22 protein-coding genes are annotated in these 24,580 nt (G+C 66.8%); 13 read left to right on the top strand and 9 right to left on the bottom strand.

From position 1 onward, the window contains the following. The first annotated feature begins 14 nt into the window (after positions 1 to 14). From ABIC35_RS09920 to lysA, 5 genes are all read left to right on the top strand, one after another. Entirely contained in the window at positions 15 to 833 is an 819-nt protein-coding gene (locus ABIC35_RS09920) for an enhanced serine sensitivity protein SseB C-terminal domain-containing protein (RefSeq protein ID WP_121074557.1), read from the top strand. A gap of 146 nt (positions 834 to 979) precedes the next feature. Continuing rightward, a complete protein-coding gene (locus ABIC35_RS09915) occupies positions 980 to 1,246 on the top strand; it encodes a hypothetical protein (protein WP_121074560.1) in 267 nt (88 codons plus the stop codon). A 10-nt stretch (positions 1,247 to 1,256) separates the two neighbouring features. Then, positions 1,257 to 1,769: an SAM-dependent methyltransferase gene (locus ABIC35_RS09910; RefSeq protein ID WP_147425834.1), complete on the top strand. Its 513-nt coding sequence runs from the start codon at positions 1,257 to 1,259 to the stop codon at positions 1,767 to 1,769. Further along, positions 1,766 to 2,032, top strand: coding sequence for a hypothetical protein (locus ABIC35_RS09905; RefSeq protein WP_121074566.1), 267 nt, complete (start codon positions 1,766 to 1,768; stop codon positions 2,030 to 2,032). The genes ABIC35_RS09910 and ABIC35_RS09905 overlap by 4 nt, the downstream gene beginning before the upstream one ends. Positions 2,033 to 2,062: 30 nt before the next feature. After that, positions 2,063 to 3,349 carry a diaminopimelate decarboxylase gene (lysA, locus tag ABIC35_RS09900; RefSeq protein WP_121074569.1) on the top strand — a complete coding sequence of 429 codons (1,287 nt, stop codon included), beginning with the start codon at positions 2,063 to 2,065 and terminating at the stop codon, positions 3,347 to 3,349. A gap of 42 nt (positions 3,350 to 3,391) precedes the next feature. Here the strand turns inward: lysA and epsI are convergent, their stop codons facing one another. Genes epsI through ABIC35_RS09870 form a run of 6 tightly spaced genes read right to left on the bottom strand, consistent with a single transcriptional unit; the run spans position 3,392 to position 9,157 of the window. Then, positions 3,392 to 4,102, bottom strand: coding sequence for an exosortase-associated protein EpsI, V-type (gene epsI, locus ABIC35_RS09895; protein WP_121074572.1), 711 nt, complete (start codon positions 4,100 to 4,102; stop codon positions 3,392 to 3,394). Next, on the bottom strand, positions 4,086 to 4,970 hold the full coding sequence (gene xrtV, locus ABIC35_RS09890) for an exosortase V (RefSeq protein WP_121079170.1): 885 nt from the start codon (positions 4,968 to 4,970) through the stop codon (positions 4,086 to 4,088). Before xrtV ends, epsI begins: the two co-directional genes overlap by 17 nt. A gap of 10 nt (positions 4,971 to 4,980) precedes the next feature. Continuing rightward, a complete protein-coding gene (locus ABIC35_RS09885) occupies positions 4,981 to 5,691 on the bottom strand; it encodes a CpsD/CapB family tyrosine-protein kinase (protein ID WP_121074574.1) in 711 nt (236 codons plus the stop codon). Further along, on the bottom strand, positions 5,691 to 7,034 hold the full coding sequence (locus ABIC35_RS09880; RefSeq protein ID WP_121074577.1) for a Wzz/FepE/Etk N-terminal domain-containing protein: 1,344 nt from the start codon (positions 7,032 to 7,034) through the stop codon (positions 5,691 to 5,693). The genes ABIC35_RS09885 and ABIC35_RS09880 overlap by 1 nt, the downstream gene beginning before the upstream one ends. A 34-nt stretch (positions 7,035 to 7,068) precedes the next feature. After that, the gene (locus ABIC35_RS09875) at positions 7,069 to 7,950 is read right to left on the bottom strand and encodes an SLBB domain-containing protein (protein WP_354278426.1); all 882 of its coding nucleotides are present in this window, start codon (positions 7,948 to 7,950) and stop codon (positions 7,069 to 7,071) included. Positions 7,951 to 7,984: 34 nt separating this feature from the next. After that, positions 7,985 to 9,157, bottom strand: coding sequence for an outer membrane beta-barrel protein (locus tag ABIC35_RS09870; protein WP_121074583.1), 1,173 nt, complete (start codon positions 9,155 to 9,157; stop codon positions 7,985 to 7,987). A 396-nt stretch (positions 9,158 to 9,553) separates the two neighbouring features. Between ABIC35_RS09870 and ABIC35_RS09865 the strand changes: the two genes are divergently transcribed. Next, positions 9,554 to 9,805, top strand: coding sequence for an XrtV sorting system accessory protein (locus tag ABIC35_RS09865; protein ID WP_093294116.1), 252 nt, complete (start codon positions 9,554 to 9,556; stop codon positions 9,803 to 9,805). A gap of 94 nt (positions 9,806 to 9,899) precedes the next feature. Next, entirely contained in the window at positions 9,900 to 11,291 is a 1,392-nt protein-coding gene (locus tag ABIC35_RS09860; RefSeq protein ID WP_121074586.1) for an AAA family ATPase, read from the top strand. 43 nt (positions 11,292 to 11,334) lie between these two features. On the opposite strand, the gene ABIC35_RS09855 is transcribed toward ABIC35_RS09860, so the two are convergent. Both ABIC35_RS09855 and welK read right to left on the bottom strand, forming a co-directional pair. Then, positions 11,335 to 12,201 carry a glycosyltransferase family 2 protein gene (locus ABIC35_RS09855; protein WP_121074589.1) on the bottom strand — a complete coding sequence of 289 codons (867 nt, stop codon included), beginning with the start codon at positions 12,199 to 12,201 and terminating at the stop codon, positions 11,335 to 11,337. After that, positions 12,198 to 13,247, bottom strand: a complete 1,050-nt coding sequence (gene welK / locus ABIC35_RS09850; RefSeq protein ID WP_183049321.1) for a beta-1,4-glucuronosyltransferase WelK — start codon at positions 13,245 to 13,247, stop codon at positions 12,198 to 12,200. The genes ABIC35_RS09855 and welK overlap by 4 nt, the downstream gene beginning before the upstream one ends. A 137-nt stretch (positions 13,248 to 13,384) precedes the next feature. Between welK and ABIC35_RS09845 the strand changes: the two genes are divergently transcribed. Further along, positions 13,385 to 14,287 (top strand): EpsD family peptidyl-prolyl cis-trans isomerase, encoded by a 903-nt coding sequence (locus ABIC35_RS09845; RefSeq protein WP_121074595.1) that lies wholly within the window; start codon positions 13,385 to 13,387, stop codon positions 14,285 to 14,287. Positions 14,288 to 14,339: 52 nt separating this feature from the next. Here the strand turns inward: ABIC35_RS09845 and ABIC35_RS09840 are convergent, their stop codons facing one another. Beyond that, entirely contained in the window at positions 14,340 to 15,293 is a 954-nt protein-coding gene (locus ABIC35_RS09840) for a glycosyltransferase family 2 protein (protein ID WP_121074598.1), read from the bottom strand. A gap of 227 nt (positions 15,294 to 15,520) precedes the next feature. Here ABIC35_RS09840 and ABIC35_RS09835 point away from each other — a divergent pair, with 227 nt between their 5' ends. From ABIC35_RS09835 to ABIC35_RS09815, 5 genes are all read left to right on the top strand, one after another. Beyond that, positions 15,521 to 17,530 (top strand): LamG-like jellyroll fold domain-containing protein, encoded by a 2,010-nt coding sequence (locus ABIC35_RS09835; RefSeq protein ID WP_121074601.1) that lies wholly within the window; start codon positions 15,521 to 15,523, stop codon positions 17,528 to 17,530. 77 nt (positions 17,531 to 17,607) lie between these two features. Beyond that, positions 17,608 to 18,888 (top strand): MATE family efflux transporter, encoded by a 1,281-nt coding sequence (locus tag ABIC35_RS09830; protein ID WP_354278425.1) that lies wholly within the window; start codon positions 17,608 to 17,610, stop codon positions 18,886 to 18,888. 22 nt (positions 18,889 to 18,910) lie between these two features. Beyond that, positions 18,911 to 20,557: an O-antigen ligase family protein gene (locus tag ABIC35_RS09825; protein WP_121074604.1), complete on the top strand. Its 1,647-nt coding sequence runs from the start codon at positions 18,911 to 18,913 to the stop codon at positions 20,555 to 20,557. Positions 20,558 to 20,592: 35 nt separating this feature from the next. Beyond that, on the top strand, positions 20,593 to 22,935 hold the full coding sequence (locus ABIC35_RS09820; protein ID WP_147425835.1) for a hypothetical protein: 2,343 nt from the start codon (positions 20,593 to 20,595) through the stop codon (positions 22,933 to 22,935). Between the two features lie 54 nt (positions 22,936 to 22,989). Then, complete coding sequence (locus ABIC35_RS09815) at positions 22,990 to 24,522, top strand: aminoacyl--tRNA ligase-related protein (RefSeq protein WP_121074610.1); 1,533 nt, start codon at positions 22,990 to 22,992, stop codon at positions 24,520 to 24,522. Positions 24,523 to 24,580: the final 58 nt, after the last annotated feature.

The following is a 24,580-nucleotide window of genomic DNA, read 5'->3' as shown; positions in this document are numbered from 1 at the left end:
TCTTGGGGGAAGGCATGTTCAAGTGGCTGGCGAAACGGAACGCGGCGAAGACGGATCGCGCGGGCCCGGAGCTTGATCGTGCCGGGCAGGAAAGCCCGGCCGTCGCCCCGCGCTTCGAGCCGCAGAACGACCTCGAACGCGCATTGATGCGGGCCGGCGGCGACGTCGAATATCGCGAGCACTTCACCGCCATGCTGCTGGAGGCGCCGCTGCTCTTCGCCACGCCCGAAGCCCCCGCTGAATCGGGCACGAGCGTGATCCAGGCGGGAGAAAACCTGTCGATCCTCCGTGCCCAGCGCTTCGACGGCGAAAGCTACCCGGCGCTCTTCACCTCCGAGCTTCGCGTCGCTGAGGCGTTCGGCGCCGGCACCGGCTATGTCCAGTTGCTGGGCAAGACGGCGCTGGAGATCGTCGCGGCGGACGGCGCCTGGCTCAACCCGGCCTCGAGCTACAACGTCGCCTGGCGGTCGCGCGACCTGCGCGCCATCTTGGGCCAGCCGGTCCCATGGACGGTGGAGCAGGAAACCCAGGTCCTGCTCGGAACGCCGCAGGAAACGCCCACCGCGTTGATCGCGCGGATACAGGCGATCGTGCTGCCGGATCCGCGCATCGAAAGCGCATGGCTGGCGCTGGCGCACTGGCCGACGACGAACAGCTTTTCCTGGTATCTCGACGTTCGGACCACGGCGCCGCGGGAGGAGATCGCGCCAGGCTTTGCCGGGGTCTGCGACGGCGGCGTTTCGGCCGGACGCGAGTTGGACATCCAGTTCCAGCCCCCCGGCGGCAACGAGGGCCAGGGCATCCGGATCAAGCCGCAGACGCTGCACGCCTAGCTCCGCGGGCGTTCGGGCCCTGCACCCGACTTTATGCAATCCTAACGCCGCGTGCCCCGCTTCGCTCTCGAAGCTTAATGCGGGCACTGCCTAGCTTGCGGATGCCGGCTCCATCGGGAGGCGGCGCTTGTAGGAGTGCGTTCGGCATGGCGTCCAATCTCGTTGCGGAGCCCGATCCGGCAGCCACCATCCTTTGGGTGGGGCAGGACCGGGAGGGGCATTGGCTGGTCCAGGAAAATCACGGCCTGATGGAGGGCCGCTTCGTCTCGCGCGAGGCGGCATGGCAGTTCGCGCGGGCCGAGCGACACGGCTTTCCCGGTGCCGAATGCGCCGAGGCGGGGCAGCCGCTGGTGCCGTGCATTTCCTTCGCGCCGGCCGGCGCCGATGAACGCGCGCCGCGCGTGGCGGCCTGAGGAGACGGCCATGAATCTCGCTTATGCCTATGCCGTCCCGCCGGTGCGACCCGGCGCCCCGCTTTCCACCATCGTCCGCCAAGCGCTGTGCGATGCCGCCGAGGCCGTCGCCGCGCGCGACCTGCGCTGGCCGGCGGTGCTCGAGCAGTTGAAGATGCTGCGCGCGGCGGGACGGCGGAGCGTCCGCATCGTCGATGCCGCATGCGGCGACGGGGTGCTGCTGCTGCCGGCACTGGGGCGAGCCCGCGCGCTCGGCTTCGTCGCGATTGAGGCGCGGGGGGTGGATGGCGATGTCGAGGCGCTCGCCCGTGCCCGCCGCGCGGCGGCGGCGATGGCCGACGTCGCCATTGCGGTGCAGTTCGATTGCGGCACCGTCGAAGCGGCGCTGCGCGAAGAGGCCGCCTTTCCTGCGGATATCCTGCTCTACGCCGCGGACCGATCGGAGATGGCCCGCTTCGCCGCGCTGGCGCGACGCGCCGGCGACATGGCGCTGGGCGGCCCGGCCCGGGAGGCGGTACGATGAGCCGCCAGGGCGACCGCTTGTGGCGCGGCGTCGGCGCCTTACTGCTGATTGCCGGCGGGCTGGCCGGAACGCTGACCGATATCAGCGGGCCGAAAGGCGCGGGGACGCTGCTGCTGCTCGGCTTCCCGCTCGCGATCCTCGGCCTGGTGCTGGTGGTGCAGGGCAAGCGCGCGCCGCTGGCGATCCGCGTCGAATGCAGCCGCCACCGGCACCTGCCCGAGCGCCTGCAGGCGCGCCGCACCGGCCGCCCGCCGCGCGGCTGACCCCGTCGCGTCCTCAACCAAGGAATTTCCATGTCTTTCCAGATGCGGGACGGCGTGCTCCACGCCGAAGACGTGCCGCTGCCGGTGATCGCCGATGCCGCGGGCACCCCTGCCTATGTCTATTCGGCCTCGGCAGTGCGCACCGCGGCGCGCCGCTTCGTCGAGGCGCTGGCACCGATCGCCCGCAAGCAGCTGCTCTATGCGGTGAAGGCCAATCCGCACCCGGCCATCCTTCAGACGCTGGCGGGGTTCGGCTTCGGCGCCGACATCGTCTCGGGCGGCGAACTGCAGGCGGCGCGCGCCGGCGGCATCGCGCCTGCCGACATCGTCTATTCGGGGGTCGGCAAGACCCGCGACGAGATGGCGGCGGCGCTGGACGCCGGGATCGGCCGGTTCAACATCGAGCATGAACGCGAAGGCGAGGTGTTGTCGGCGCTCGCCTGCGCGCACGGGGTGCGGGCGACGGCGCTGTTGCGGGTGAACCCGCTGGTCGATGCGCAGAGCCATGCCAAGATCAGCACGGCGCTGACCGACAGCAAGTTCGGCATTCCCTATCCGAAGGCCGTCCTGATGTACCGCCGCCTCGCCGCGCTGTCGGGGCTGAACCTTGAGGGCGTTGCGGTGCATATCGGCAGCCAGATCACCGATCTCGCGCCGCTACAGGCCGCGTATCGGCGGATCGGCACGCTCGTCGCGGCGCTGCGGGCGGAGGGGCATCGCCTCAGCCATGTCGATCTCGGGGGCGGGCTGGGTGTTTCCTATCGCGCGGGTGAGCCGGGTGCGGACATCGCCGCCTATGGCGCAATGGTCGGGCGCGAGACGCAGGGCTGGGACGTTAGCCTGTTGTTCGAACCCGGCCGGTTCCTCGTCGCGCAGGCGGGGGTGCTGCTCACCCGGGTATTGTGGGTCAAGCCGGCGCAGCCGCACCCGTTCGTGATCGTCGACGCCGCGATGAACGACCTGGCACGGCCAGCGCTCTACGATGCCTGGCACGAGTTCGTCGCAGTGCGGCCCCGGGGCTCGGAGCGGTTCGTTGCCAATGTCGTGGGGCCGGTATGCGAATCGGGGGACCGCTTCGCCCATGCGCGCGCCGTCGACCGCGTCGAGGAAGGCGACCTCGCAGTGCTGGCTACCGCGGGTGCCTATGGCGCGGCTATGGCCTCGACCTACAATGCCCGCGCGCTGGTGCCCGAGGTGTGGGTCGATGGCGATGGGTTCGACATTGTGTCGGATCGCGTGCCCGCAGCGAGGATCCGTCCGCAGCGATTGCCGCACTGGATGGACGCTCAAGGCCTGCGGGCGGCGGTGGGTCGTTGACAGGAGAAACATCGGGGCGGCACCAACGCCGCCCCAATGCGATCAGGCGCCCGCCTGATGGTGCGGTTCGATCGCCGCGGTCATCTGCGTGCCCAGCAGCGGGCGGAGTACCCGCGGGTCGAGCACCTTGACCAGCTCGCGCGCGAAATCGAGATTCGCCGCCAGCCCTTCCGCCGCCTCACTGTTGACCGTCGAGATGCGCACCAGCACGCCGTCGACGATCCAGCCCGCCATCTGGCTCTTCAGCCGCGCCATCAACTGCTCGTTGCCCGACTGGGGCAGATATTCGCCCACCCGCGCCCAGTAGAGGATCTGTTCGGTGCGGTTATAGTTGGTCGCAGTCAGCGCACGGCCCGGGATCGCCACCTTGTCGGCGATCGGGATCATCTCGGCATGGCTCTCCAGCACGGTGAAGCCGAAGAACGGATAGCAGACTTCGGGCCGGTGCAGCTGGAGCAGATCGGTCTGGGCGTTGCCATAGGCGATCAGCAGCATCACCGTGGTGCCGTCGGGCCGCGAAAAGGCGCGGCTGACCACCTGGTTGTACAGCTTGTCTTCCAGGCTGCCCTCGCGTGGCGGCGCGATCAGCGCGCCGGTATCCTCGGCCTTCCACTGGCCGAACGCCTTGGGCATCAGCGCGTCGAGCTTGGTCGCGCCGAGCAGGTCCATGCGACGACGCGGCTTGAGGCCGAGCGAGGCGCCGGCCGCGGCGAAGCAGCCGCCGCCAATCAGCAGGTCACGCCGGTTGAACATGGGACCTCCGACGCAGGAACAGCTGGGCTTGCTCGACCGCCCAGTCGATCGCGAAGATGCCGAGCAGCGCCACCACGAACATCACCATGCCGGTGGAGACGTGGAGGAAGCTCTGCGCCGCCTCGTCGCCCAGATGGTAGGTGATCAGCACCAGGATGACGATGCGCAGGATATTGGTGAGCACCGCCACCGGGATCACCAGCGCGGCGATGAACAGCGCATAGCGCCAAGACGGCTTGTTCTTGATGTAGATGTACAGCAGCGTCACCACGACGAGGCTGGAGAGCGAGCGCAGGCCCGAACAGGCATCCTCGACCAGCAGCTGATAGGGACCGACGAACAGCGTCACGCCCTGGCGGAGGATCGGATAGTCGAGCCACGACAGGAAGCTGGTCGCGGCATAGGAGACGAACTCCTTGAGCGGCGCGGTCACGCGGTCGACCGCCCAGCCCGGCGGCGGCACCAGGAAGAACAGCCACAGCACCGGAAACCAGGCGGACCGCAGGGCGCGGCCACCGAAATAGAGATAGCCCGCGCTGATCACCGCGCCGACCAGCCCGAAGGTTTCGATGCTGATGAAGTCGAAGACCCGGCCGAGCGAATAGATCGCCAGCGACGCGAGCAGCAGCAGGCCGCCGATCGCGAGATTGCCCGGCGCGCGCAGCGCCTCGATCGAGCCGCGCTGGCGCGCGAGCATCCACGCACCGGTAGCCAGGACGATCGGGCCGTGCACGCCGCCTTCGGCGCTCCACACCTGGCGGCCCAGGGTGATGAAGGTGGGGATAGCCAGCGCCAGCAGGCCGGCGATGGCGAACCAGTAGCCGCCGCCCGTCCTGCCTTGCTGCCGCTCGAGAGCGGTCGCGGTCATATGGTCCAAATCAATATCCGTTCAGCACGCAACCGACGACGTTGGTACGGTCTGCACGCAGGGTACGGGTCAGCGTGTTTACGTCGCGTATATAGCTGTTGTCCTTGCGGGCGACGATCATCGCATAACCGGCAACGTTGGCGACGCGCTGCGCATCGGCGCAGGTATTGGCCGCGGTCGTATCGAAGATGGTGATGTCGAACTCGCGCAGCAACTGCGTGGTCACGTCGCGAAACTGTTCGGACGACAGCAGTTCCTGCGGGCTGTGCTCGACATGGCCCGCCGGGATGATCGACAGCTGGTCGAGCCCCGTCGGATGAATGATCGAGGCGAGCTCGACGTCGCCCGAGGAGAGATAATCGGCCAGGCCCGGCTTGGCCGGATCGATCCCGAAAGCGGCGCCGACGGCGGGCGCACGCAGATTCGCGTCGACCAGCGCTGTCTTGATGCCGATCTGCGCGAGCGCAGTCGCCAGGTTGATCGCGATGAAGCTGCAGCCCGCGCCCTCAGAGGCAGCGCAGAGTGCCAGCGCGCGGCGCCCCTCGCGCAGGTGCTGCGCGATGATGCGGGTGCGCAGCGCGCGGATCGCCTCGGCCTCGATCCCCGTGGGGTCGGACAGGACGAGCTGATATTCGAGCGCAGCGGTGGTGTCCGGCGTCGTCGGAACGGCGCTCGGACGATCGCCTTCGGGCAGCGGTTCGGGCGTGGTCATCGCGTCCATCAGTTTACTGCAGCTCCGTGCGATTCGGCGGTTTCGCCGAGAGTTTCATGTGCGCGGCGAAGACGGGCGGAGAGCGCGGCGCGGCTCTGCACCACGCCCAGCACCGGCGCGTCGACCGCGGTTTCGAGGTCTTCGGGGCTGCGGACGCGGCGGCCGAGCAGCTCGACGAGCAGCGCGATCAGCAGGCCCAGGCCCAGGCCGAAGCCGGCGGCGCCGCCGATGATCATCGGCACCTTGGGATAATAGGGGCTGTCCGGCGCGCTCGCTTCGCTCAGCGTCGACATGCCGGTGTCGTTGCTGCTCGCCTCGAGGCGCAGATCGGCGACGCGCTGTGCGGCCTTCATATACTGGTCCTGCTTCAGCGACACGTCGCGCTGGAGCTGGGCGAGCTGGTCGACATCCTGGCGGTTGCCGAGCACGCGGGCGCGCTGGGCATTGGCCGCGCTCTGGATCGCGCTCTGCGCCGAACCGGCACCGCCGCCGGCCTGGGCGCGCTCCTGCGCCGCCGCCTTGGCATAGACCTCGCGCTGGCGCTGCAGCGCCTGGAAGGCCGGGTGGTTCGGGCCGAGATTGGTTGCGGCCTGCTGGATCTGCTGGTCGATCTGGGCGAGCTGGAGCTGCGCCGGGCCCATGCCGCCCGCCGCCACCACGGGCGCTGCGGGAACCGCTGCCTGGCCGGTCAGCTGCGAGAGCTTCTGGGTGTCGAGATCCGAGCCGGTGTCGGTCAGCACGATGCCCGACTTCTTGACGAAGGCGGTACGCGCCTCGACGGCGGCGAGCAGCGCCTGACGGGCCGATTCGGCCTGCTGGGCATACCAGTCGGCCGACTTGGTGGCCGCGGCGCGCTTGTTCGACAGCGCCTGGGCGAGGAAGGCGGTGCGGACCATGTTGGCGATCCGCTCGGCGCGATCCGGCGAGCTGTCCGAATAGGAGATCTCGAGGATGTTGCTCCCCTCGATGACGTTCGCCGAGGTGTTCTGGATGATCTGCTTGGCGAGCCAGCGACGGATGTCGCCCGTCGCTGCGGCGGGCGAGGCGTTGAACGCGGCGATGTTCGCCGGATCATTCGCCCAGCCAAGCTCGTCGACGACGCGGCCCGCGGTCGCATAGTCCTCGATCAGCTCCGTCTGGGTCTGGACATAGGCGCGCATGAACTGCGAGCTCATCACCTGCCCGGTGACCGGATCCGGCTTGAAGGTGTCGAGCACCAGCCGGGTGGTCGCCTTGTAGCGCTCCGGCAGGAACTGCACCACCAGCGTGGCGGTGGTGACGCAGACGAGGAACGCCGGGAGGATGATCCACCGACGCGCCCAGAGAATGCGGAAAAATTGTACGATATTCACTGGTGCGCCTCGTCAGCTGCCAACATTGCCTAGATCAGAACAACCGCTCGCCGATGACGATCGTGTCGCCGGGCTTGATCGGATCGTCCATCTTCAACTTGATCTCCTGGCCATCGCGCGTGACCTTGATCCGCTTGATCGAGCCGGCCGGTCCAAGACCGCCGCCCTGCGCGACCGCTCGACGGAGAGTCATGTCCGCCCGAATCGGGTATACCCCAGGCGCGTTCACTTGGCCATAAATGTAGAAACGCTCCACTTCGGGCACGAAGACCTTGTCGCCTGCCGTCACCGTGGGATCGTCGGCTGGTCCGCCCTGGGCCAACTTCTTATAGTCGAGCTTGACGCTGCTGCCGTCGGCGCGGGTGAGCATCACGAAATCGGCGGCGTCGGGCTTGAGCCCGCCGGCGCGCGCGATGATCTCCGAGACGTGGTAGCCGCGATCGACCGGCTGGAGCCCTGCCGAGCCGACCTGGCCGAGCACGGTCACATAGTTGCTGACGAAGGTGACGATATCCACGCTGACGATCGGCTTGGCGTAATACCCGCCGGCCTTGAGCAGGTCCTGGACCTTCTTGACCAGCGTGATCGCGGTCTCGCCCTTAGCCTGCACCGCGCCCAGATAGGGCAGGGTGATCGTGCCGTCGGACTGGACGCGGGCGCGGGTCTTGAAGTCGCTCTGGCCGAGCACGTCGACTTCGAGCACGTCATCGACACCGATGAGGTAGCCGGCCGGCGCTGCGCCGGTGGAAACCGGCGCGGTCGGCGTGGTGGTCTGTGCCGTCGCGGCCGGCACCTGTTGCTGCGGCTGGGCAGCGACAGGGCGCGGGCGTGCGGGGGCAGCAGGGCGGGTCGTGGCGATTTGCGCCGCGGCAGGCACCGCAAGTGCGGTCATGCCGGCGAGCGCCGAGACAAACATAAACCTACTCTTCTCGTGCATGGATACGCCCTTGTCAGAGCGCCAGCGACGTCGTGAAATTGACTCGCTTGGCGTGGTATTTGAAAAGCCGGATGCTCGATGTTCGTTCATCATAGCCCGCGCCCAGATTGAAGCGCAGGCGTCGAGTCGCATCGTACGACGCGTTCGCACCCAGGGACAACATGTTGTCGTTGCCCGAAATTGGGGCACCTGCGAACAGCGTGGACGAGTTATAGTCGCGCCACGTCTTGTTCGCGTTGAACGAAATGCGGGTGCGGGTGCTCAGGTCGTGCGAGATCGTGCCCGACAGCGACGTCATGATTTCGTAGCTGACGAAATAGATCGCCGAGGGCTGCGCCGCGCGCGATCCGGCGATCTGCACGGTGAACAGATCGGCATTGTACACCGCCGACAGATCGAAGCCGACGCCCGAGAAGTCGCTGGTGCCCGGCAGCTTCGGATCCACCTTGGTGTAGTTCACCGATCCGCGGAAGTTCAGGCGGGTCGAGACGGCGCGTTCGAGCTGCAGGCCTGCCGCATAGCTCTTGATGCCGTCGCGGCCCAGGCCGCCGCTCAGGCTCGGACGATGAATGTAGATGCTGTTCGAATAGCGGCCGAACAGCGAGATCGTGCCCAGCGAGGGCGATTGCAGGCCCAGCTGCGCGGTGATCGAATCGGTATCCGCATCGGCGTATTTGCGGAAAGCTTGAGTGTTGCGCACCTCGGTGCGCGAATAGGCGAGGGCGGGGCGCAGCCCATAGGGGCCGCCGCAGCCGATGTCGGCACTGTAGCGACGCGATTCCTCGCTGTTCTTGAAGCTGTCCGGCGCATCGAGCACGTACAGCGTCGAGAGATCGCTGATCCGCCGCTGATAGCCGAGCTCGCCATGCACCAGGCACGACGATAGGCGCTGGTCGGCGCCGCCGGTCAGCGAGATGTTCTCGCGGTTCAGCTGGGTGTATTTGTTGTAGAACCGGTATCCGACCGACCCGGCAAGATAAGTGGTGCCGGTCGCGCGCGGCAGCACGACGCTGAGGTCGAGCGATGGGGCGGCGAGCACGTCGCCGCTGTTGCCGCCGCGGCCGCCGCTGATCCGCGGGTCGCTGACCACGGCGTTGTCGTTATATTCGATCAACGCGCTGGCGCGCACGTCGATCTGCCGTCCGGCGGTGGCCGGCCGGGGCGTGAACGACGTCCGCTGTGCCAATGCGGGATGCGCCGATGCTGCAGTCGCGAACAAGGCGACGAGGCGGCAGGATAGGGTGAAACGGCCAGTAAGGCGCGTTTTTTCAGCCTTTTGAATGTCGTGTACTCGCACGATGGTCCCCCCGGGTGCTCGCTTCATTATCAATGGCCTCCAGTACAAGCAACCGGATCAACGCCCTGGCAAAGGCGCCGGAACCTGCCCTGGCCCTGTCCCCCGACCGTTTTCCTTGCGAAAAAACGTCGAGCCAAGCGCAAACTCCCATTTCGAGGCGGTGGTTGCTTAACGGCGTGTTATCACATTCGCGAGCATCTAGCGAGTTGCCGCGCGCGCTGCTAGTGCAGGTGCGAACGACGCCGGGAAGTCATTCGATTCCTGCGGCGAATGGAAAGGACATGCATGCAGACGCCATATGATTGGGTCACCATCGCGATATTCGCCGGCCTGATCGTTATCTTCCTGCAACGTTCCCAGGCCGATTCGGTTGTCCGCGACACGATGATCAGCTATTTACCACCGGCGATAGGCTGCGCTGTTGCGAACTATCTGGGGAACGAGAACTATCATGTGTTCGCGATTCTCACGATTGTACTGGTGCTTGCGTACATCGCGTTCGTGATCAAGCCGTACGAATTCATCAAGCGCCGCTGAAAAAGCGGCCGGCGATTCGCGAAGAGGATGCCCAGAGGCGCGAGCCCGGGTTCGCCCCGACTTTCGGTGGCGAAATTTTTTAAGAGGTGGTCGAGTGGCTTTAGGTTCCGCGCTGAAGTTCTTGTGGCCCTTCGGGCGCCGCGAAACGCCTGAGGACGAAGGCTATTTTCCCATTGCCGCGACCGTCGTGCCGCACCGCGATGCGCATGGTGCCAGCCGGCAGCGGCCTGACTTCCCGACCTTCCGCGCCTCTGCGCTGGATCGGCCGCTGGATCGCCGCCGCGAGGAGCGTCGGGAGATCACCCGTGCCCGCTTCGCGCTGGCGACCTATTTCACGCCGACCCAGCCGGTCGCCGATCGCTCCAGCTTCGCGGGTCGCCTGGGCGTGCTCGCGCGGCTGATCTCGGCGATCGAAAGCCAGCGCAGCCATGTCGTGCTCTATGGCGAGCGCGGCATCGGCAAGACCTCGCTGCTCCACGTGCTCGCGGACGTTGCGCGGGAATCGAGCTATATCGTCAGCTATGCGACGTGCGGCGCCAACGCCAATTTCCCGGACCTTTTCCGCGCGGTGCTGCAGGACGTGCCGCTGCTATTCCACCGCGACGTAGCGCCGAACGCCGGTGAGGCGGAGAGCGGCGGCAGCCTTGCCGATCGCCTGCCCGCGGGCAAGTTCGGTGCGGGCGAACTTGCCGATCTGTGCGCCGACGTGACCGGCACGCGCGTGCTGATCATCCTCGACGAATATGATCGCGTCGAGGATACTGCCTTCCGCCAGCAGGTCGCCGAGCTGATCAAGAACCTGTCGGACCGCGCCGCGCGCGTCCAGCTGGTGATCGCAGGTGTTGCTTCCAACCTTCAGGAACTGATCGGCTATGTGCCGTCGATCCGCCGCAACGTGATCGGCTTGCCGATGCCGCGGCTGGAGGAGAGCGAGGTCCAGGAGATGATCGCGCTGGGCGAAACCGCCTCGGGTGTTCGATTTGATCCGAACCTGACCAGAATCATCCATCTGCTCGCGCTGGGCTCGCCCTATTTCGCGCGGCTGCTTTGCCACCACGCCGCGGTCGAAGCGCTCGACCAAGGCCGTCTCACCGTCGACCAGGGACATCTGCGTCGCGCGCTCGACTCGGCCATCGTCGAGATGGAGGGCCGGATGGCGCCACGCACGGTGCTGGAGATGCGCAAGTTCGTCGGCGGGCGGTACGATCCGCTGCTCGCAGCCCTTGGCGAAGCCTCGCGCTCGGTCGATGGCTGGTTCAGTGGGCGCGCGGTGGTGGAGCTGCTCCCCGGTGCGCCGATCACACCGCAGCAGGTGGAGCAGGAGCTGGCCGGGCTCACCACCCAGCTGGGGCTCGATACCGAGATGCTGGACGGCGAACGCCGCTTCCGCTTCAGCGACGACACGCTGCCGATCTATCTGTGGTTGATGGTCGGTCGTCTGCGGCTCGACAGCGGCACGCTCGAAGACGTGCTGGCTACGGCCTGAAATTGCCGGCGAGGGGGCTTGCTGCTCCCTCGCCGCAACCGCCTCAGATCGGCAGGCCGATTGCCTGCAACAGGCCCGCGCCGCCGCGCCAGAAGCGGAGCGCGATCAGCGTCCCCAGCGCCTTGGCGCGCGCACCCTGGGTTTCGGGCGTGCGCAGGATACGCGCATAGTCGGACGGGATGAACGCCGGCTGCATCGCCGAGCGCGCTACCCAGCGCAGCCGGCCGCGCGGCTGCTCCAGGCTGAGCAGGAACAACTCGCGCTGGATACGGCGCGTCTTTTTGAGCATCGCGTTCCAGTCGGGTCGCGGCGGATGGCCGACCGAGGCGTTGCCGCAATAGTCGATCTTCATCCCCATCCGGATCGCACGGTTGCACCATTCGATATCTTCGGACACCCCGGTGCGGAAGCCGCCGATCCGCTCGAAATCCGCGCGCATCACGAACAGGTTCGCGGTAACGGTGAACTGCGACTTGCGGACATAGCTCTCGTTGTCGAACGCCAGCGCCAGCTCCACCGCGGCGCTGCCGGTGAGCTTACCTTCGGGGGGCAGCACGAACATGTGGCCGCCAAGGAAGGTGCCGGGCCGCACCATCGCCGCGCCAGCCGCCAGCCAGCCCGGCTGGGCGATGCAGTCGCTGTCGATGAAGGCGAGGATCTCGCCGCGCGCCTCCGCCGCCGCGCCGTTGCGGGCGGGGCCGGCCCCCTTTTCGGTGACCGTCACCACCCGCGCCCGGCCCGCGACCACCGTTTCGACCGCGGCGAGGCCGCAGGGCGAGGCGTTGTCGCCGACGATGATCTCGAAGGCGCCGCGCTCGATCGTCTGCCGGTCGAGCGAATCGAGGCAGAGCGCCAGGCCGTGCAGGTCGTTGTAATGCGGCAGGACCACGCTGATCCGGGGCGTGCTCATCGCTTCTTGGCTCCCCAGCCCGCGAGCAGTTCGCGCAGGCGATTGGCCAGCGCGGTCTGATCGGTGGTTGCTAGCTTGGGCTCGCTCGCCTTGGCCGCGGCAACCGCCTCGCCGAGCTTGGTTTCGTCGCGCACCGCCTGGAGCAGGCCGCGATCGGCAAAGGTCTGGGCGATCTCTTCCTGGTGATCGTCATAATGTTCGCCCAGGTCGAAGCGGCGCGGGAAGGCGACGACGCGGCAGCCGGCGCGCAGCGCGGTGACCAGCGATCCGGTGCCGCCATGACAGATCACCATGTCGGCGTCCCGCAGCAGCAGCTGGAGGTCGTCGAAGGGGATGGTACGGCGGATCTCGACGTCGGGAATGCCCGGGTCGGCCAGGTCTTGGTCGCCATATTGCAGCACCAGCTTGCCCGGAAGCCCGCCGGCGCGCTTCAGATCGAGCACCGCCTGCACCAGCCGCGGGAAGGGCAGGGTGGCGCCGACCGTGGCGAAGGTGAGCGCCTGCTTGGGCGGGCGCGGCGTGTCGAGCATCCGGAACGGATCGAACAGCTCCGCATCGGGCCAGGCCTGCTTGAGCGCGGCCGACTGGACGAAGGTGATCGTCGCCACGCCCTTGGCCATCTTACCGAAGGCAGAGGGGTGGTGGAAGCGAGCGAAGCTCTCGATATGGACGAACTTGGCGCCGGAAAGCTTGGCGAGCAGCGCGGTGAAGAACACCGCGCCGGCGCCGGTGGAGATCACCACATCGGGCTTCTGCCGGCGGACGATGCCCAGGCTCTGGCGGAAATTGCGCCACGCGCCGCCCAGCATGTGCAGCGGATGCCCGAGCCTTGCCTGGCCGAGCGCATAATGCTCGACCAATTCTACCGGATGCTTCTCGGCCAGGCTGCGGCCGAGCGCGGTATCTTCGGTGACGAAGAAATAGTCATGTTCCTTCCACACCGATTCCAGATCGAGGATCTGGCGCAGATGGCCGCCCCCGGAGGCGGCGAGGCACATCTTCAGCGGCTTGCCCGCATTTTGTTCCGTTGCGGTCGCGTCTGCCATGCCATTCCCTTCGTACCATGTGTCTCCCGGCGGGAGCCATGCTGCACTGCCAACACTATTGCGGATGCCCGCCCGCCCGAATAGGTTCAAGTAGAAGTTTGTGCCGTGCGCAATTCCGTGCCGGCGGGGAGGTTTTCATGAAGAAATGGTTCCTGGTGACGGCGGCGGCTGCGGCTGCGCTGGCCGTATCCGGTTGCGGCAGCAAGGACGGCAAGCTCGACAAGGGCCAGGTCGTCGCCAGCGTCGACGGCGACGAGATCACCATCTTCGAGCTCAACGCCGAAGTGCAGGCGTCGCAGGTGCCGCCGGGGACCGATCGCAAGCTCGCCGAGCAGCTCGCGCTGCAGCGCATCATCGAACGCAAGATCCTCTCCAAGATCGCGCGCGAGCAGAAGCTCGACAAGACCCCGGCCTTCCTGATCCAGGAGCGCCGCGCCGACGAGCTGATCCTGACGACGATGCTGCGCGACAAGATCGCCGGCGGGATCGCGCAGCCGACCGATGCGGAAATCGCCCAGTACCAGGCCGCGCATCCCGAGCGATTCGCGCAGCGCAAGATCTATAGCGTCGAGCAGATCCTGTTCCCGCCGCCCACTTCGGCCGACAAGTTCAAGCAGTTCGCGCCGCTGAAGACGCTGGACCAGCTGGCCGCCAAGCTGACTGCCGACGGCACCCAGTTCCGCCGCGCGCCGACCCAGATCGACACCGCCGCGCTGCCGCCGGAGATCATCGCCAAGATCGCGGCACTGCCTGCGGCCGAGATGTTCATTCTCCCGACCCAGCAGGGCCTGACCGCCAATGTGATCACCGCGGCGACGGTTCAGCCGCTGCCCGCCGACCAGGCGCGCGAACTGGCGCTGAATGCGCTGCGCAACGAGCGTTTCAGCAAGGCGGCCGATGCCCAACTCAACGAGCGGCTGAAGAAGGCGCGCGCGACCGTGAAGTACCAGCCGGGCTATCAGGCCCCACCGCAGTTGCAGGGTAGCGCTACCCCGCCGGCGGCGAGCCCGGCGGCGCCGGCTGACAACGCCGCGCAGTGAGCAACAAGAGGGGCGGCGCCTGCGGATGCCGCCCCTTTGTATCGGCCGCGGCTCAGCTGCGGCCTTCGTTTCCGGTGCGATAGCCGTACCACCAGCGCTGCCGCTCGCGGACGATCGGCGTCCAGGCGCGGCTCACCGAGGTGAAGCGTTCGCGCTTGCCCGGCATCATCCCCGCCAACAGCTTGCCCAGCGCGGCATATTTGAGTGCGGCGAACCACATCCCCCAGCCGGCCACGATCGCCCCGGTGGGGCTGTAATGCTTGCGGGCATAGTGCATCCGACCGATGGTCATGAACATGATCCGCCCGGCAGAGAGCGAATGGCCGCTGCCGGCGTCGTGCATCACCCGCACGCCAGGATCGACCAGCACGGTATAGCCCTTGTCGCGGATGCGTTTGAACAGGTCGACTTCCTCCGAATAGAGAAAGAAGCTCTCGTCGAAGCCGCCGATCTCGCGCCACACATCGGCGCGGACCATCATGAAGCCGCCGTTGAGCACGTCGACCGGGCCATGCGTGGTCGCTTCCGCGGGCAGGCCGCCGCGACGTAGCCGGCCGGCGGAGACCACCGAGAGCACGAAGTCGCCGGGGGTGGGTAGCGCCAGGAAATTGGCGGCGTCGAGATTGCCGGCGGGGTCGTAGGAGCGGCCGCCCCAGGCGGCAGCGTCCGGGTTCGCCGCTGCGAAGGCGACCAGCCGGTCGATCGCGCCAGGCTGCGGCACCGCATCGGGGTTGACCAGCAGCAGCAGCGGCGCGCGCGCATGGGCGGCGCAGCGATTATTGCCCGCGCCGAAGCCGATATTCCCTTCCGACGGCACGATGCGGACCTCCGGCAGCTCGGCGCGCACCAGCGCCTCGGTATCGCCGCCGCCATTGTCGATCATCAGGATCTCGTGCGGCGTCATCGGTGCTGCCGCGGCGATGCCCGACACGCACTGCCGAATAAAATCGGTCGAGTGATAGGCGACCACCAAGACGGAGACGTGCGGCGTTGCTTCGGTGCTCATGCGCCATGCTCTACCGGCAAAGCGATGCAGCGTCGACCCGCGCCAAGCGCGCACCGTTGTCGCTGCGCCCCCGGAAGGGCCAAGGGGAATAAATCTGCGGAAGGCGACCGTTAAGTATTTTTACACCACGCAATTACACCACTTATTTCATGGCCTTGTGGCAGTTTCTGGATCGAGGGAATCATGTGTCGATTTGGGGTCGACCAGTAACGTAAGGGTAGCACAACATGCCGGTTGTCAATAATCAGGCCGCGCTCGACGCTGCGATCAAGGCCGCCAAGAGCGGCGACGTGATCCTACTTGCGCCGGGTACCTATAGTTCGATCACGATGACGAACATCAATCCTGCGGCGAACATCACGATCCAGTCGCAGGACACGAACAACAAGGCCGTGGTTGGCACGGTGTGGCTCACCAATTCGAGCAACGTTACCCTGAAGGATTTCAACGTCGTCCGCCCGACGGTGCCGGATGACGACTTCGCAATCGCGAATCGCGTGCTGTCGTCGAGCAACATCACGATCAACGGCGTGCGCTTCACGGGCGGCACGGGCGATCCCAGCAACGCCAAGGGCACCGGCCTTTCGATTCGCGGCGGCACCAACAACAAGATCATCAATTCGGAAATCGATCACTTCGTGATCGGCATGGACGTCCGCGCTGTCGACACCATGCTGGTGCAGGGCAACCAGTTTCTCGACAATCGCCGCGACCACAGCAACTATTCCGAGATGAAGAACGTCGTGATCGACGACAACCTGTATAAGGGGTTGTACCCGATCAACGAAGAGCATCCCGACGCGATCCAGTTCATGACGGCTGGCCGTGCCTACGGCAACAGCAACATCACGATCACCAACAACGTTGTCCTGCAGGGCGATGGTCGTGGCACCCAGGGCTTCTTCCTGAACGACGAAACCGAAGTCACGCCGTATCAGAACGTCAAGATCGAGAACAATCTGATCTATCTGAGCGGGATGTATCACGGCATCAACCTGCGCAATGCGCAGGGTGTGTCGGTGAAGAACAACACGGTGCTCTCGGTCGCGGACGAAAAGTCCACCTGGATCCGTCTCGAGAACGTGTCGGGCACGGTGAGCGGCAACGTGACCGACCAGCTCGTCCTGGAAGGCACCAACAGCCTGACGAACACCAAGAATATCGAGCTGCTCAACGATCCTAACACGATGCGGAAGATCGCGGGGCTCAACCTCGGCAGCAAGGCCACGATTACGGGCCTGACGGTGGATGGCTATGGCTATCACACCGGCAAGAACAGCGTGGGCGCGGCCAGCCAGTTTACCAAGCAGGTCGCTGCCGAACTCGCCGCACCGAAGCCGGCGCTTGCACCGAAGCTGCTCCTCGACCTCACCTTCGGCACACAGGGCGTCCTGGATAACTCGGGCTGGAGCACCGACGATCTGGTGAATCCGCTCGGCGCCGGTCAGGTCAACAACGGCATGCTCAACGTCAGCACCGGAACGGGCATGGAACTCGTCCGCGGCACGTCGCGGCAGTTGTACAACCTCTCCGCCTTCACGTTGAACTTCGACCTGAAGCGTGCGGGCGTTACGGCCCCGGTGGGCCAGATCATGGGCATCTACAAGAGCTGGAACATCGCGCTACGTGCCGATGGCGAGCTGGTGTTCACGATGACCAACGATGCCGGCGTCACCTCGACGATGACGACCAGCGGCGCCAAGATCACCGACACCAACCTGCACAAGATCGCGCTCAGCTACCAGGCCGGCGGCACCTCGACGCTGTATGTCGACGGCAAGGCGGTGGGTTCGGCGACGATGTCGGGCAGCACCCGCAAGCAGGAATCCTGGGGTCTGTATGTGGGCAATCCGTTCACCGCGGCGTTCAGCGGATCGGTGGGCGAGATCGAGATGCGCGATACGGCGTTCAACGCGTCGCAGATCCTCGCGCTCAACGCCGGCAGCACCAACACCACCACGCCGGCAACGGCAGCGGACACGCTGAAGATGATGGTGGCGAAGGGCGTGGCAGACACCGCCGCGTCGCTGGCCGGCAGCACCGCCTGGGGCGGCGCAATGGCGTCGCCGGCAACGCTGAGCCTGACGAGCGCCTTCGGCACCAGCACCGCATCGGCGTCGCCGTTGGCGACGGCACTTGCTACCGCAAGTGCGAACGGATCGCTCTACAAGAGCACCTCGCCCTTCTCGATGCTGACCACGCCGCGTCTGGCGTCGCTCGACCTGTACCATAGCTGAGCCGGGCCGCCCCCAGGCGGCTTGCCCCGTGCGATCGCTTGTCTTAAGCGCGGGGCATCTTCTTGGGGGCGCTGGCTTTGAAGTTTGAGAACTTTCATCTGCGCGGCGTGCGCGGCCAGATGGTGATGGGCTTCGGGGTCAAGGGCTTAGGCGCTGCCACCAGCTTCCTCTTCACCTGGCTGCTCGCCCGCACGGCGGGTGCGGCGGGGGTCGGCGCGTTCGGCGCGTCGCTCACCACGGTGCAGATGTGCGTGATCCTGTCGTTGCTCGGGCTCGACGCGATCCTCGTGCGCTCGGTCTCGGTCAACCTCTCGATGGAGAAGACCGGGCGCGCCCGTGCTGCAGCGCGGCATGCGATTCGCATGGGCACTTCGGCGGGGATCGCACTCGCGACGATCATCGTGATCTTCCACTGGCAGATCGCGGTCGACCTCATCGGCAGCCCGGCGATCGCGCAGAGCCTGATGGTGCTCTCGCTGATCATCCCGATCATGGTGTATTGCCGCCTGGTCTCGACGGTGCTGCGCGGGGTGAAGTGGATCGGCCTTTCCCAGTTCATCGACGGCCCGCTGACCACCTCATTCGGCAGTCTGGTGCTCGGCGTGGTGTTCGTGCTGGGTCTGCCGGTAAGCGCGATCTTCCCGTCGCAGCTCTACCTGGTCGGCTGGATCCTTACCGCTGCGGTGGCGACCTTCCTCTATGCTCGCGCCGTGCGCTCCTGGGCACCGCATGAGCCGCTCGACGAATCGCTGCTCAAGCCCGGGTTCCTGATCCTCGTCGCCAATGCCAACAACTTGTTTACCGACTGGTTCGCGACGATCCTGCTCGCGGCGACGCACGGGCCTGCCGAGGCCGGACTGTTCCGCGTCGGCTACCAGATCGCGGCGACGCTCAAGCTGTTCTCGGCGACATCGGAAACCATTTTGCAGCCCGTCTTCGCCGTCGCCTACCGGCAGGGCGACCTCCGGCGGATCGGCCGCATCTTGCGGCTGACCATTCTGGGCCTGCTGCTCGCCTCGGCGCCGCTCGCGATCGGCGTGCTGGTCGTCCCGCAATGGATCATGCGGATCTTCGGCGCGCAGTTCACCGCCGGTGCCACCGCGATGCAGATCATGGTGCTCGGCCAGGTGTTCAGCCTGGTCTTTGCCGCCAGCGGCAGCGTGTTGATGATGGCCAGCCGTGAACGCCTCACCGTCGTGCTGACGACGATCTCGGCGGTGATCGGCACGGTGCTCGCGTTGCTGTTCATTCCGCCTTATGGTGCGTTGGGCGCGGCGGTCGCGATCCTGGGGCCGTTGCTGTTCTTGCGCCTTGCGTCCATGATGGCGGTCCGGCGCCTTGGCGTTCCGATTTTCTAAGGAGGCTTGGTTGGCACGGGCGGTGCGACGTTCAAAGACGATCCTCGGCCTCGGGGCGCTGCGCCTCGACGCGCCGTTCCGGGCGCTGCTGCGTCCGGGCCGCGACGTGCTGCCGGTCTATCATCCGCAGCGCCCCGGCTGGTCGGTCGCATTGCGCAAGGGCGCGCTGCTGGGCCTGATCGTCGTACTCGCCTTCCTCTATGGTGTGATGGCGGCGATCCTCCCGCCGGGGATGCTGGTGGGTGCGGCGGCGCCGCTCGCGCTGCTGGCGCTGCTGGTGGTCTGGGCGCTGCCGGACGCCAAGGCGGCACCGACACGGGCGCTGACCCATGCCTTTACCGCTTTCGTCCTCTTCATGATCCTGTGGCCCAACTATCTGGCGGTCTCCGTCGCCGGGCTGCCCTGGATCTCGATGCGGCGCCTGGTCGGCCTGATCCTCACCGCGCTGCTGATGATCTGCCTGTCGACCTCCAAGCCCTTCCGCCAGGGCATGGCGGACGTGTTCCGCACCTCGCCCTGGCTGTCGCGGCTGCTGATCGGCTTCATCATCATCCAGTTCCTCGCGTCGATCTTCTCGGTGTCGCCGGGCGAGACGATCGGGCGCTGGGTGAACACCACCTTCACCTCTACCGCGGTGTGCTTCACCACCATCTGGCTGTTCGGCCCGGGCGGCAAGACGGTGCCGTGGCTGGTCAACCGCCTCGCCATCGCGGTGTTCGTGCTGATGGTGATCGGCGTGTTCGAGGCGCGCGCGCAGCACGTGCTGTGGCTGGAGCATATCCCGAGCTTCCTGCGCATCGACGATGCCGTGCTGTCGCAGCTGATCCAGCCGCACATCCGCAACTGGTACCGCGTCGTCACCACCTACACGACGCCGCTCGCTTATGGTGAGCTGCTCGCACTGACGACGCCCTTCGTGCTGTACCGCATGGTCAATGCCAAGACCTGGCCGATCCGGCTGTTCTGGCTGGCCTTCGACGTGTTCGTCTTCTACTCGGCAGTGCTGTCGACTGCGCGTCTCGCGCTTGTCGGCTTCCTGGCCGCCCACGCGGTGTTCGGGCTGCTCTGGGGCCTCCACCGCTGGCGCAATGCCCGGGGCGACCTGATCGGCATTTCGGCGACGATGATGTACCCGGCGGTGCTGGTCGCGCTGGCGCTGGCGGTGTTGTTCGTGCCTGCGCTCCACGTCCGCGTGCTGGGCGGCGGTGCGGCGCAGGCCAGCACCGACGCGCGCAGCGCGCAGTTCCACATGGCGATGCCGGTCATCGCGCGGCGCCCGCTGCTCGGCTATGGCCCGGGCGAAGGCGGCGGCGCGATCAACTGGCGTACGCCCGAAGGCATTCTGACCATCGACCTCGGCTTCGTTGCACTTGCCGCCGACGTCGGCGTGTTCGGCTTCCTCGCCTATGTGGGGGTGATCCTGCTGTCGATCATCGGCCTGTTCCGTATCGGGTGGCGCGATTTCGCATCGCCGTTCCCGCCCGAATTCGCGATCGTGGTATCGCTGACGGTGCTGATCTCGACCCGCCTGGTGCTGGCGCAGGGCGACAATGATCCGCTGTTCATGATCCTGTTCGGCCTGTCGCTGGCCATGCTGTACGCGGCGCGGGGAAGGGATGCGGGAAATCGTGTGGTAGGGGGAACCAACGCGATCGGCCGGAGCGCATAACCACCGCTTCCGCCGACCGTCCGGGGGAGAAGCTTGTGATCGATGTCACGCGTAGAGCCGCGATGGGCGGCCTGCTCGCCGGTTCGCTGACGTCCGTCGCCTGTTCGGGCGAGACGCATTCCGAAAGCGCGGGGCGAGCCGGCGGACGCGGCAACGGGCTGCGGCCCGGGCGAACCTGGAACGGCACGGCGGGGAGCGGCGGCACGCCGCCCGCGCAGAGCGATGTTCCGCGCGGCACGCTGGTTCCCGACGAGCGCTTCATCGGCGGCTTCTCGGCCGCGCCGGGCCAGTGGATCCACGGCGAAGGCATCCGCATCACAGCGCTTGGCCTGCCGCCGCAGACTGCCGACGGCAGCGACATCAACTATTTCAAGGAAGCCGTGTTCTACCTGGAAGGGAACACGGCAACCGTCACCGAATGGAGCGTGAACCAGACGCCGGTGCGGCTCTACGACGGGCGGATGGTGCCGCAGGGCTCGATCGGCTTCTCGGTCGAGATCGGGGCCGGCGAGGGGCCGGTGACGGCCGGGGATGCCATCCTCTATTGCTATCTGCGCGGGGAGCACGGTCTGGAGCGGCGGATCGCGCTGCCCTTGGTGATCAATGTCGATCGCAGCCTCGATGCCAAGCGGCCGACGCGCTTCGTCGATCCCGTGGCCGGCGACGATGCCGCGGCCGGCACCCGGGCGGCGCCGTGGAAGACGATCGGCCGGGGACTGTGCGACCGCGGCGTCGGCAGTGGCGGTCTGCTGATCCTCGCCAAGCCGGGGCGCTATGTCGAGGATCTGAACGGCGGACCCGGCATGCGCCAGATCGACAACAGCCGCGTGATCGAAGTGCGGCCAGCCGACGGGCTGCGGAGCGATCAGGTGGTGATCACCCGCACCGACCGTTATCTGCCGGACGCCCGCTGGATCATCAACGCGCGGCGGGTCCATTTCCATGGGGTGACGGTGGACCTTTCCAAGTTCCCGCGGATCATGGGAGCACCCGGCACGCAGATCGGCTTTTTCGGGTGCCAGCTGCTCGACCGCGAGCGCCTCTATGGCGATCGGGATACCAAGAACCGGAGCATCGGGCTGAACATCGGCAACGGCGATCCGCGGCGCCGCGACATCTACCCCGTGCTGCCCTATGCCGGGCACGGCTTCTATCTGCTCGAAACGCTGGTCGACGCGCCCGAGCCGGCCGGTGCGCGCCTGTATCGCAACGTCACGGCTAAGTTGACGACCGACAGCCTGCAGGGCGGCCCCGGCTATGATGATGTCGTGATCGACGGCTATGACGCGGTGATCGGCGAGCCTGCCCCGGCGCGGCTGCATCTGGCGCCGGCGCTCACCGTCGAGGCGGTCGCGCGCGACGGGCAGGGCAATACCGCCATCACCGTGCACGACATGGGCGGCATGGTCGCGATGAAGCGGCAATGGGACCTCAAGGTCCGCGTCCTGTCCGGCGCGGGGACGGGCGCCGAGCCAATGCAGATCGTCCTGTCCGATCCCGGCACCCGACGCATCGTCGTCGAGGGCGATCAGGCGCGGACGGTGTCGCCGGGCGACGAGATCCTCTGCTACCAGATCTTCCATGTCGACTTCATGCAGCAGGGCGGCGTGGCCAAGCCTAATCAGCGCGGCATGCACAATCTGACCATCTTCCGCTATCGCGCCGAAGGGCCCACCGCGCAGCTGTTCCTGACGCAAGGCTTCGTGCCGCTGCTGCCCGGAACGGTGATCAGCACGAGCGGTACGGCGTTCCGCGTGGCGAGTCCCGCCGGTCAGAACGAGATCCTGCCCGACGATCTGCTCCAACTGCAGGGCGGTCCCCAATCCGGCGAGTACCGCGTCGTCAAAAGCTTCGATGCGGCAACCGGCGCGGGTGTGCTGCTGGATCCGTTCAGCGGCGACCAGGCGAACGTCCCCATCGCGCGCTCGAAGGCGATCACCGATTTCGTCATGGCGCTGTCGATCCTGCGCAAGACCGGTACGGGCTGGGAAATGGGCCAGTTCCAGCACGGCCATCGCAACTTCCTGCTCGCGCAGAACAGCTTCCTCAGCGAGCCCTATTGCCTCAGCTTCCGCAACCGGGCGCCGGCGCATGGCCACCGCAACCACGCCCAGCTCTTCAACCTTTGCACCCGCGTCGATGCCGAGACGCCCGAGCTGCCGCGCTGGGGATTGCGGGTCGAGCATGCGCACATGCTGTTGGGCAGCGCGCGCGGCAAGTTCGGGCGGGTGCGCAACGTCGCGCTCCGCTTCGAGGCGCAGCAGCGCTACGCACCCCCGCGCGAGCTGCTGCGAATGGGGCGCAAGCCGCTGATCCCGTTCGACAGCTTCGGCAATCCGGTCGACGCGGAGTCCCCGGTGGGCGCAGTTTCCGTCTAGGCGCCGCGCCCGCCGGCCCTTGCGTCGGCGCGCCCAGGCGCTAAGCGCTGGGGCATGATCAAGCACGCCCTTTCCGTCACGCGCGACGGCGATTTCGCGCAATGGTACCAGACCGTCATCAGCGAAGCCGACATGGCCGAGGATTCGGGCGTGCGCGGCTGCATGGTGATCCGGCCCTGGGGCTATGGCATCTGGGAGCGCATCCAGCGCCTGCTCGACGATCGCATCAAGGCGACGGGGCACGAGAATTGCTATTTCCCGCTGTTCATCCCGCTTTCCTATTTCGAGAAGGAAGCCGAGCATGTCGACGGCTTCGCCAAGGAAATGGCGGTCGTCACGCACCATCGCCTCGTCCAGAAGGACGGCCGGCTGGTGCCCGATCCCGAGGCGAAGCTCGAAGAGCCGCTGGTCGTCCGCCCCACGTCGGAGACGGTGATTGGTGCTGCGATGTCGCGCTGGGTGCAGAGCTGGCGTGACCTGCCGGTGCTGATCAACCAGTGGGCGAACGTCGTCCGCTGGGAAATGCGTACCCGCATGTTCCTGCGCACCGCCGAATTCCTGTGGCAGGAAGGGCATACCGCCCACGCCACGGTGGAAGAGGCGCAAGAAGAGACGCTCAAGATGCTCGAGGTCTATCGCAGCTTCGCCGAGGATTGTCTGGCGATGCCGGTGGTCGCGGGCGAGAAGCCGGAGAATGAGCGCTTCCCAGGCGCGGTGTCGACCTTCTCGATCGAGGCGATGATGCAGGACGGCAAGGCGCTGCAGGCCGGCACCTCGCACTTCCTGGGCACCACCTTCTCCTCGGCGCAGGACATCAAGTTCCAGAACTCGGAAGGCCAGTTCGAGCTGGCGCAGACGACCAGCTGGGGCGTCTCCACCCGCATGATCGGCGGGCTGATCATGGTGCATGGCGACGACGACGGCCTGCGCGTGCCGCCGATGGTGGCGCCGTGGCAGATCGTGATCGTGCCGATGCTGCGCGACCAGCCCGAGGATGCGGCGACGATCGAATACTGCAAGTCGCTCCAGGCCGAGCTGGCCAAGCTGAGCGCGCTGGGCGAGCCGGTGCGCGCGCTGCTCGACCTCAAGGCGGTGAAGGCGCAGACCAAGCGCTGGGGCTGGGTGAAGAAGGGCGCGCCGATCGTGATCGAGGTCGGCGGGCGCGACGTCGCCGGCGGCAACGTCTCGGTGATCCAGCGCAACAATCTGTACCGTGAGGACGGCAAGCTCGATTCGCAGATCATGCCGCGCGGGGATTTCGTGGCGGAAGCCGCGGCGATCCTCGAGAGCATCCAGCAGGGCCTGTATCTCGACGCGCGCGACCGGCTGGACAGCAATATCCGCCGCGACGTCACCGACTTCGACGCACTGACCGCGATGTTCGCCGATTCAGTGAAGTTCCCCGGCTGGGCCGAAGTCAGCTGGGCCAAGCCGACCGGCGCCGAGCTGGACGCGGTGGTGGAGCGGCTCAAGGCGCTCAAGCTCACCTTCCGCAACGTGCCGGGTGGTGCGGCACCGGCCGAAGGCACCTGCCTGTTCACCGGCAAGCCGGCGGTCGAGCGCATCCTGGTCGCGCGGGCGTACTGAGGTAAAGATCCTCCCCGTGCCGGGGAGGATCTCGGTTGACGCGGCGGCTGCCCCCTGC

The sequence above is a fragment of the Sphingomonas trueperi genome, from assembly GCF_040545965.1.
In the GTDB taxonomy this organism is placed as follows: domain Bacteria; phylum Pseudomonadota; class Alphaproteobacteria; order Sphingomonadales; family Sphingomonadaceae; genus Sphingomonas; species Sphingomonas trueperi_C.
The sequence above is the reverse complement of the archived record's forward strand: the minus strand, read 5'-3'. Positions and strand labels throughout refer to the sequence as shown.

Excerpts from the sequence above, each read along its gene's own strand:
- ABIC35_RS09920 (WP_121074557.1), top strand. The coding sequence starts at position 15 with ATGTTCAAGTGGCTGGCGAAACGGAACGCGGCGAAGACGGATCGCGCG.
- ABIC35_RS09915 (WP_121074560.1), top strand. The coding sequence starts at position 980 with ATGGCGTCCAATCTCGTTGCGGAGCCCGATCCGGCAGCCACCATCCTT.
- ABIC35_RS09910 (WP_147425834.1), top strand. The coding sequence starts at position 1,257 with ATGAATCTCGCTTATGCCTATGCCGTCCCGCCGGTGCGACCCGGCGCC.
- ABIC35_RS09905 (WP_121074566.1), top strand. The coding sequence starts at position 1,766 with ATGAGCCGCCAGGGCGACCGCTTGTGGCGCGGCGTCGGCGCCTTACTG.
- lysA (WP_121074569.1), top strand. The coding sequence starts at position 2,063 with ATGTCTTTCCAGATGCGGGACGGCGTGCTCCACGCCGAAGACGTGCCG.
- epsI (WP_121074572.1), bottom strand. The coding sequence starts at position 4,102 with ATGTTCAACCGGCGTGACCTGCTGATTGGCGGCGGCTGCTTCGCCGCG.
- xrtV (WP_121079170.1), bottom strand. The coding sequence starts at position 4,970 with ATGACCGCGACCGCTCTCGAGCGGCAGCAAGGCAGGACGGGCGGCGGC.
- ABIC35_RS09885 (WP_121074574.1), bottom strand. The coding sequence starts at position 5,691 with ATGGACGCGATGACCACGCCCGAACCGCTGCCCGAAGGCGATCGTCCG.
- ABIC35_RS09875 (WP_354278426.1), bottom strand. The coding sequence starts at position 7,950 with ATGTTTGTCTCGGCGCTCGCCGGCATGACCGCACTTGCGGTGCCTGCC.
- ABIC35_RS09865 (WP_093294116.1), top strand. The coding sequence starts at position 9,554 with ATGCAGACGCCATATGATTGGGTCACCATCGCGATATTCGCCGGCCTG.
- ABIC35_RS09855 (WP_121074589.1), bottom strand. The coding sequence starts at position 12,201 with ATGAGCACGCCCCGGATCAGCGTGGTCCTGCCGCATTACAACGACCTG.
- welK (WP_183049321.1), bottom strand. The coding sequence starts at position 13,247 with ATGGCAGACGCGACCGCAACGGAACAAAATGCGGGCAAGCCGCTGAAG.
- ABIC35_RS09845 (WP_121074595.1), top strand. The coding sequence starts at position 13,385 with ATGAAGAAATGGTTCCTGGTGACGGCGGCGGCTGCGGCTGCGCTGGCC.
- ABIC35_RS09840 (WP_121074598.1), bottom strand. The coding sequence starts at position 15,293 with ATGAGCACCGAAGCAACGCCGCACGTCTCCGTCTTGGTGGTCGCCTAT.
- ABIC35_RS09835 (WP_121074601.1), top strand. The coding sequence starts at position 15,521 with ATGCCGGTTGTCAATAATCAGGCCGCGCTCGACGCTGCGATCAAGGCC.
- ABIC35_RS09815 (WP_121074610.1), top strand. The coding sequence starts at position 22,990 with ATGATCAAGCACGCCCTTTCCGTCACGCGCGACGGCGATTTCGCGCAA.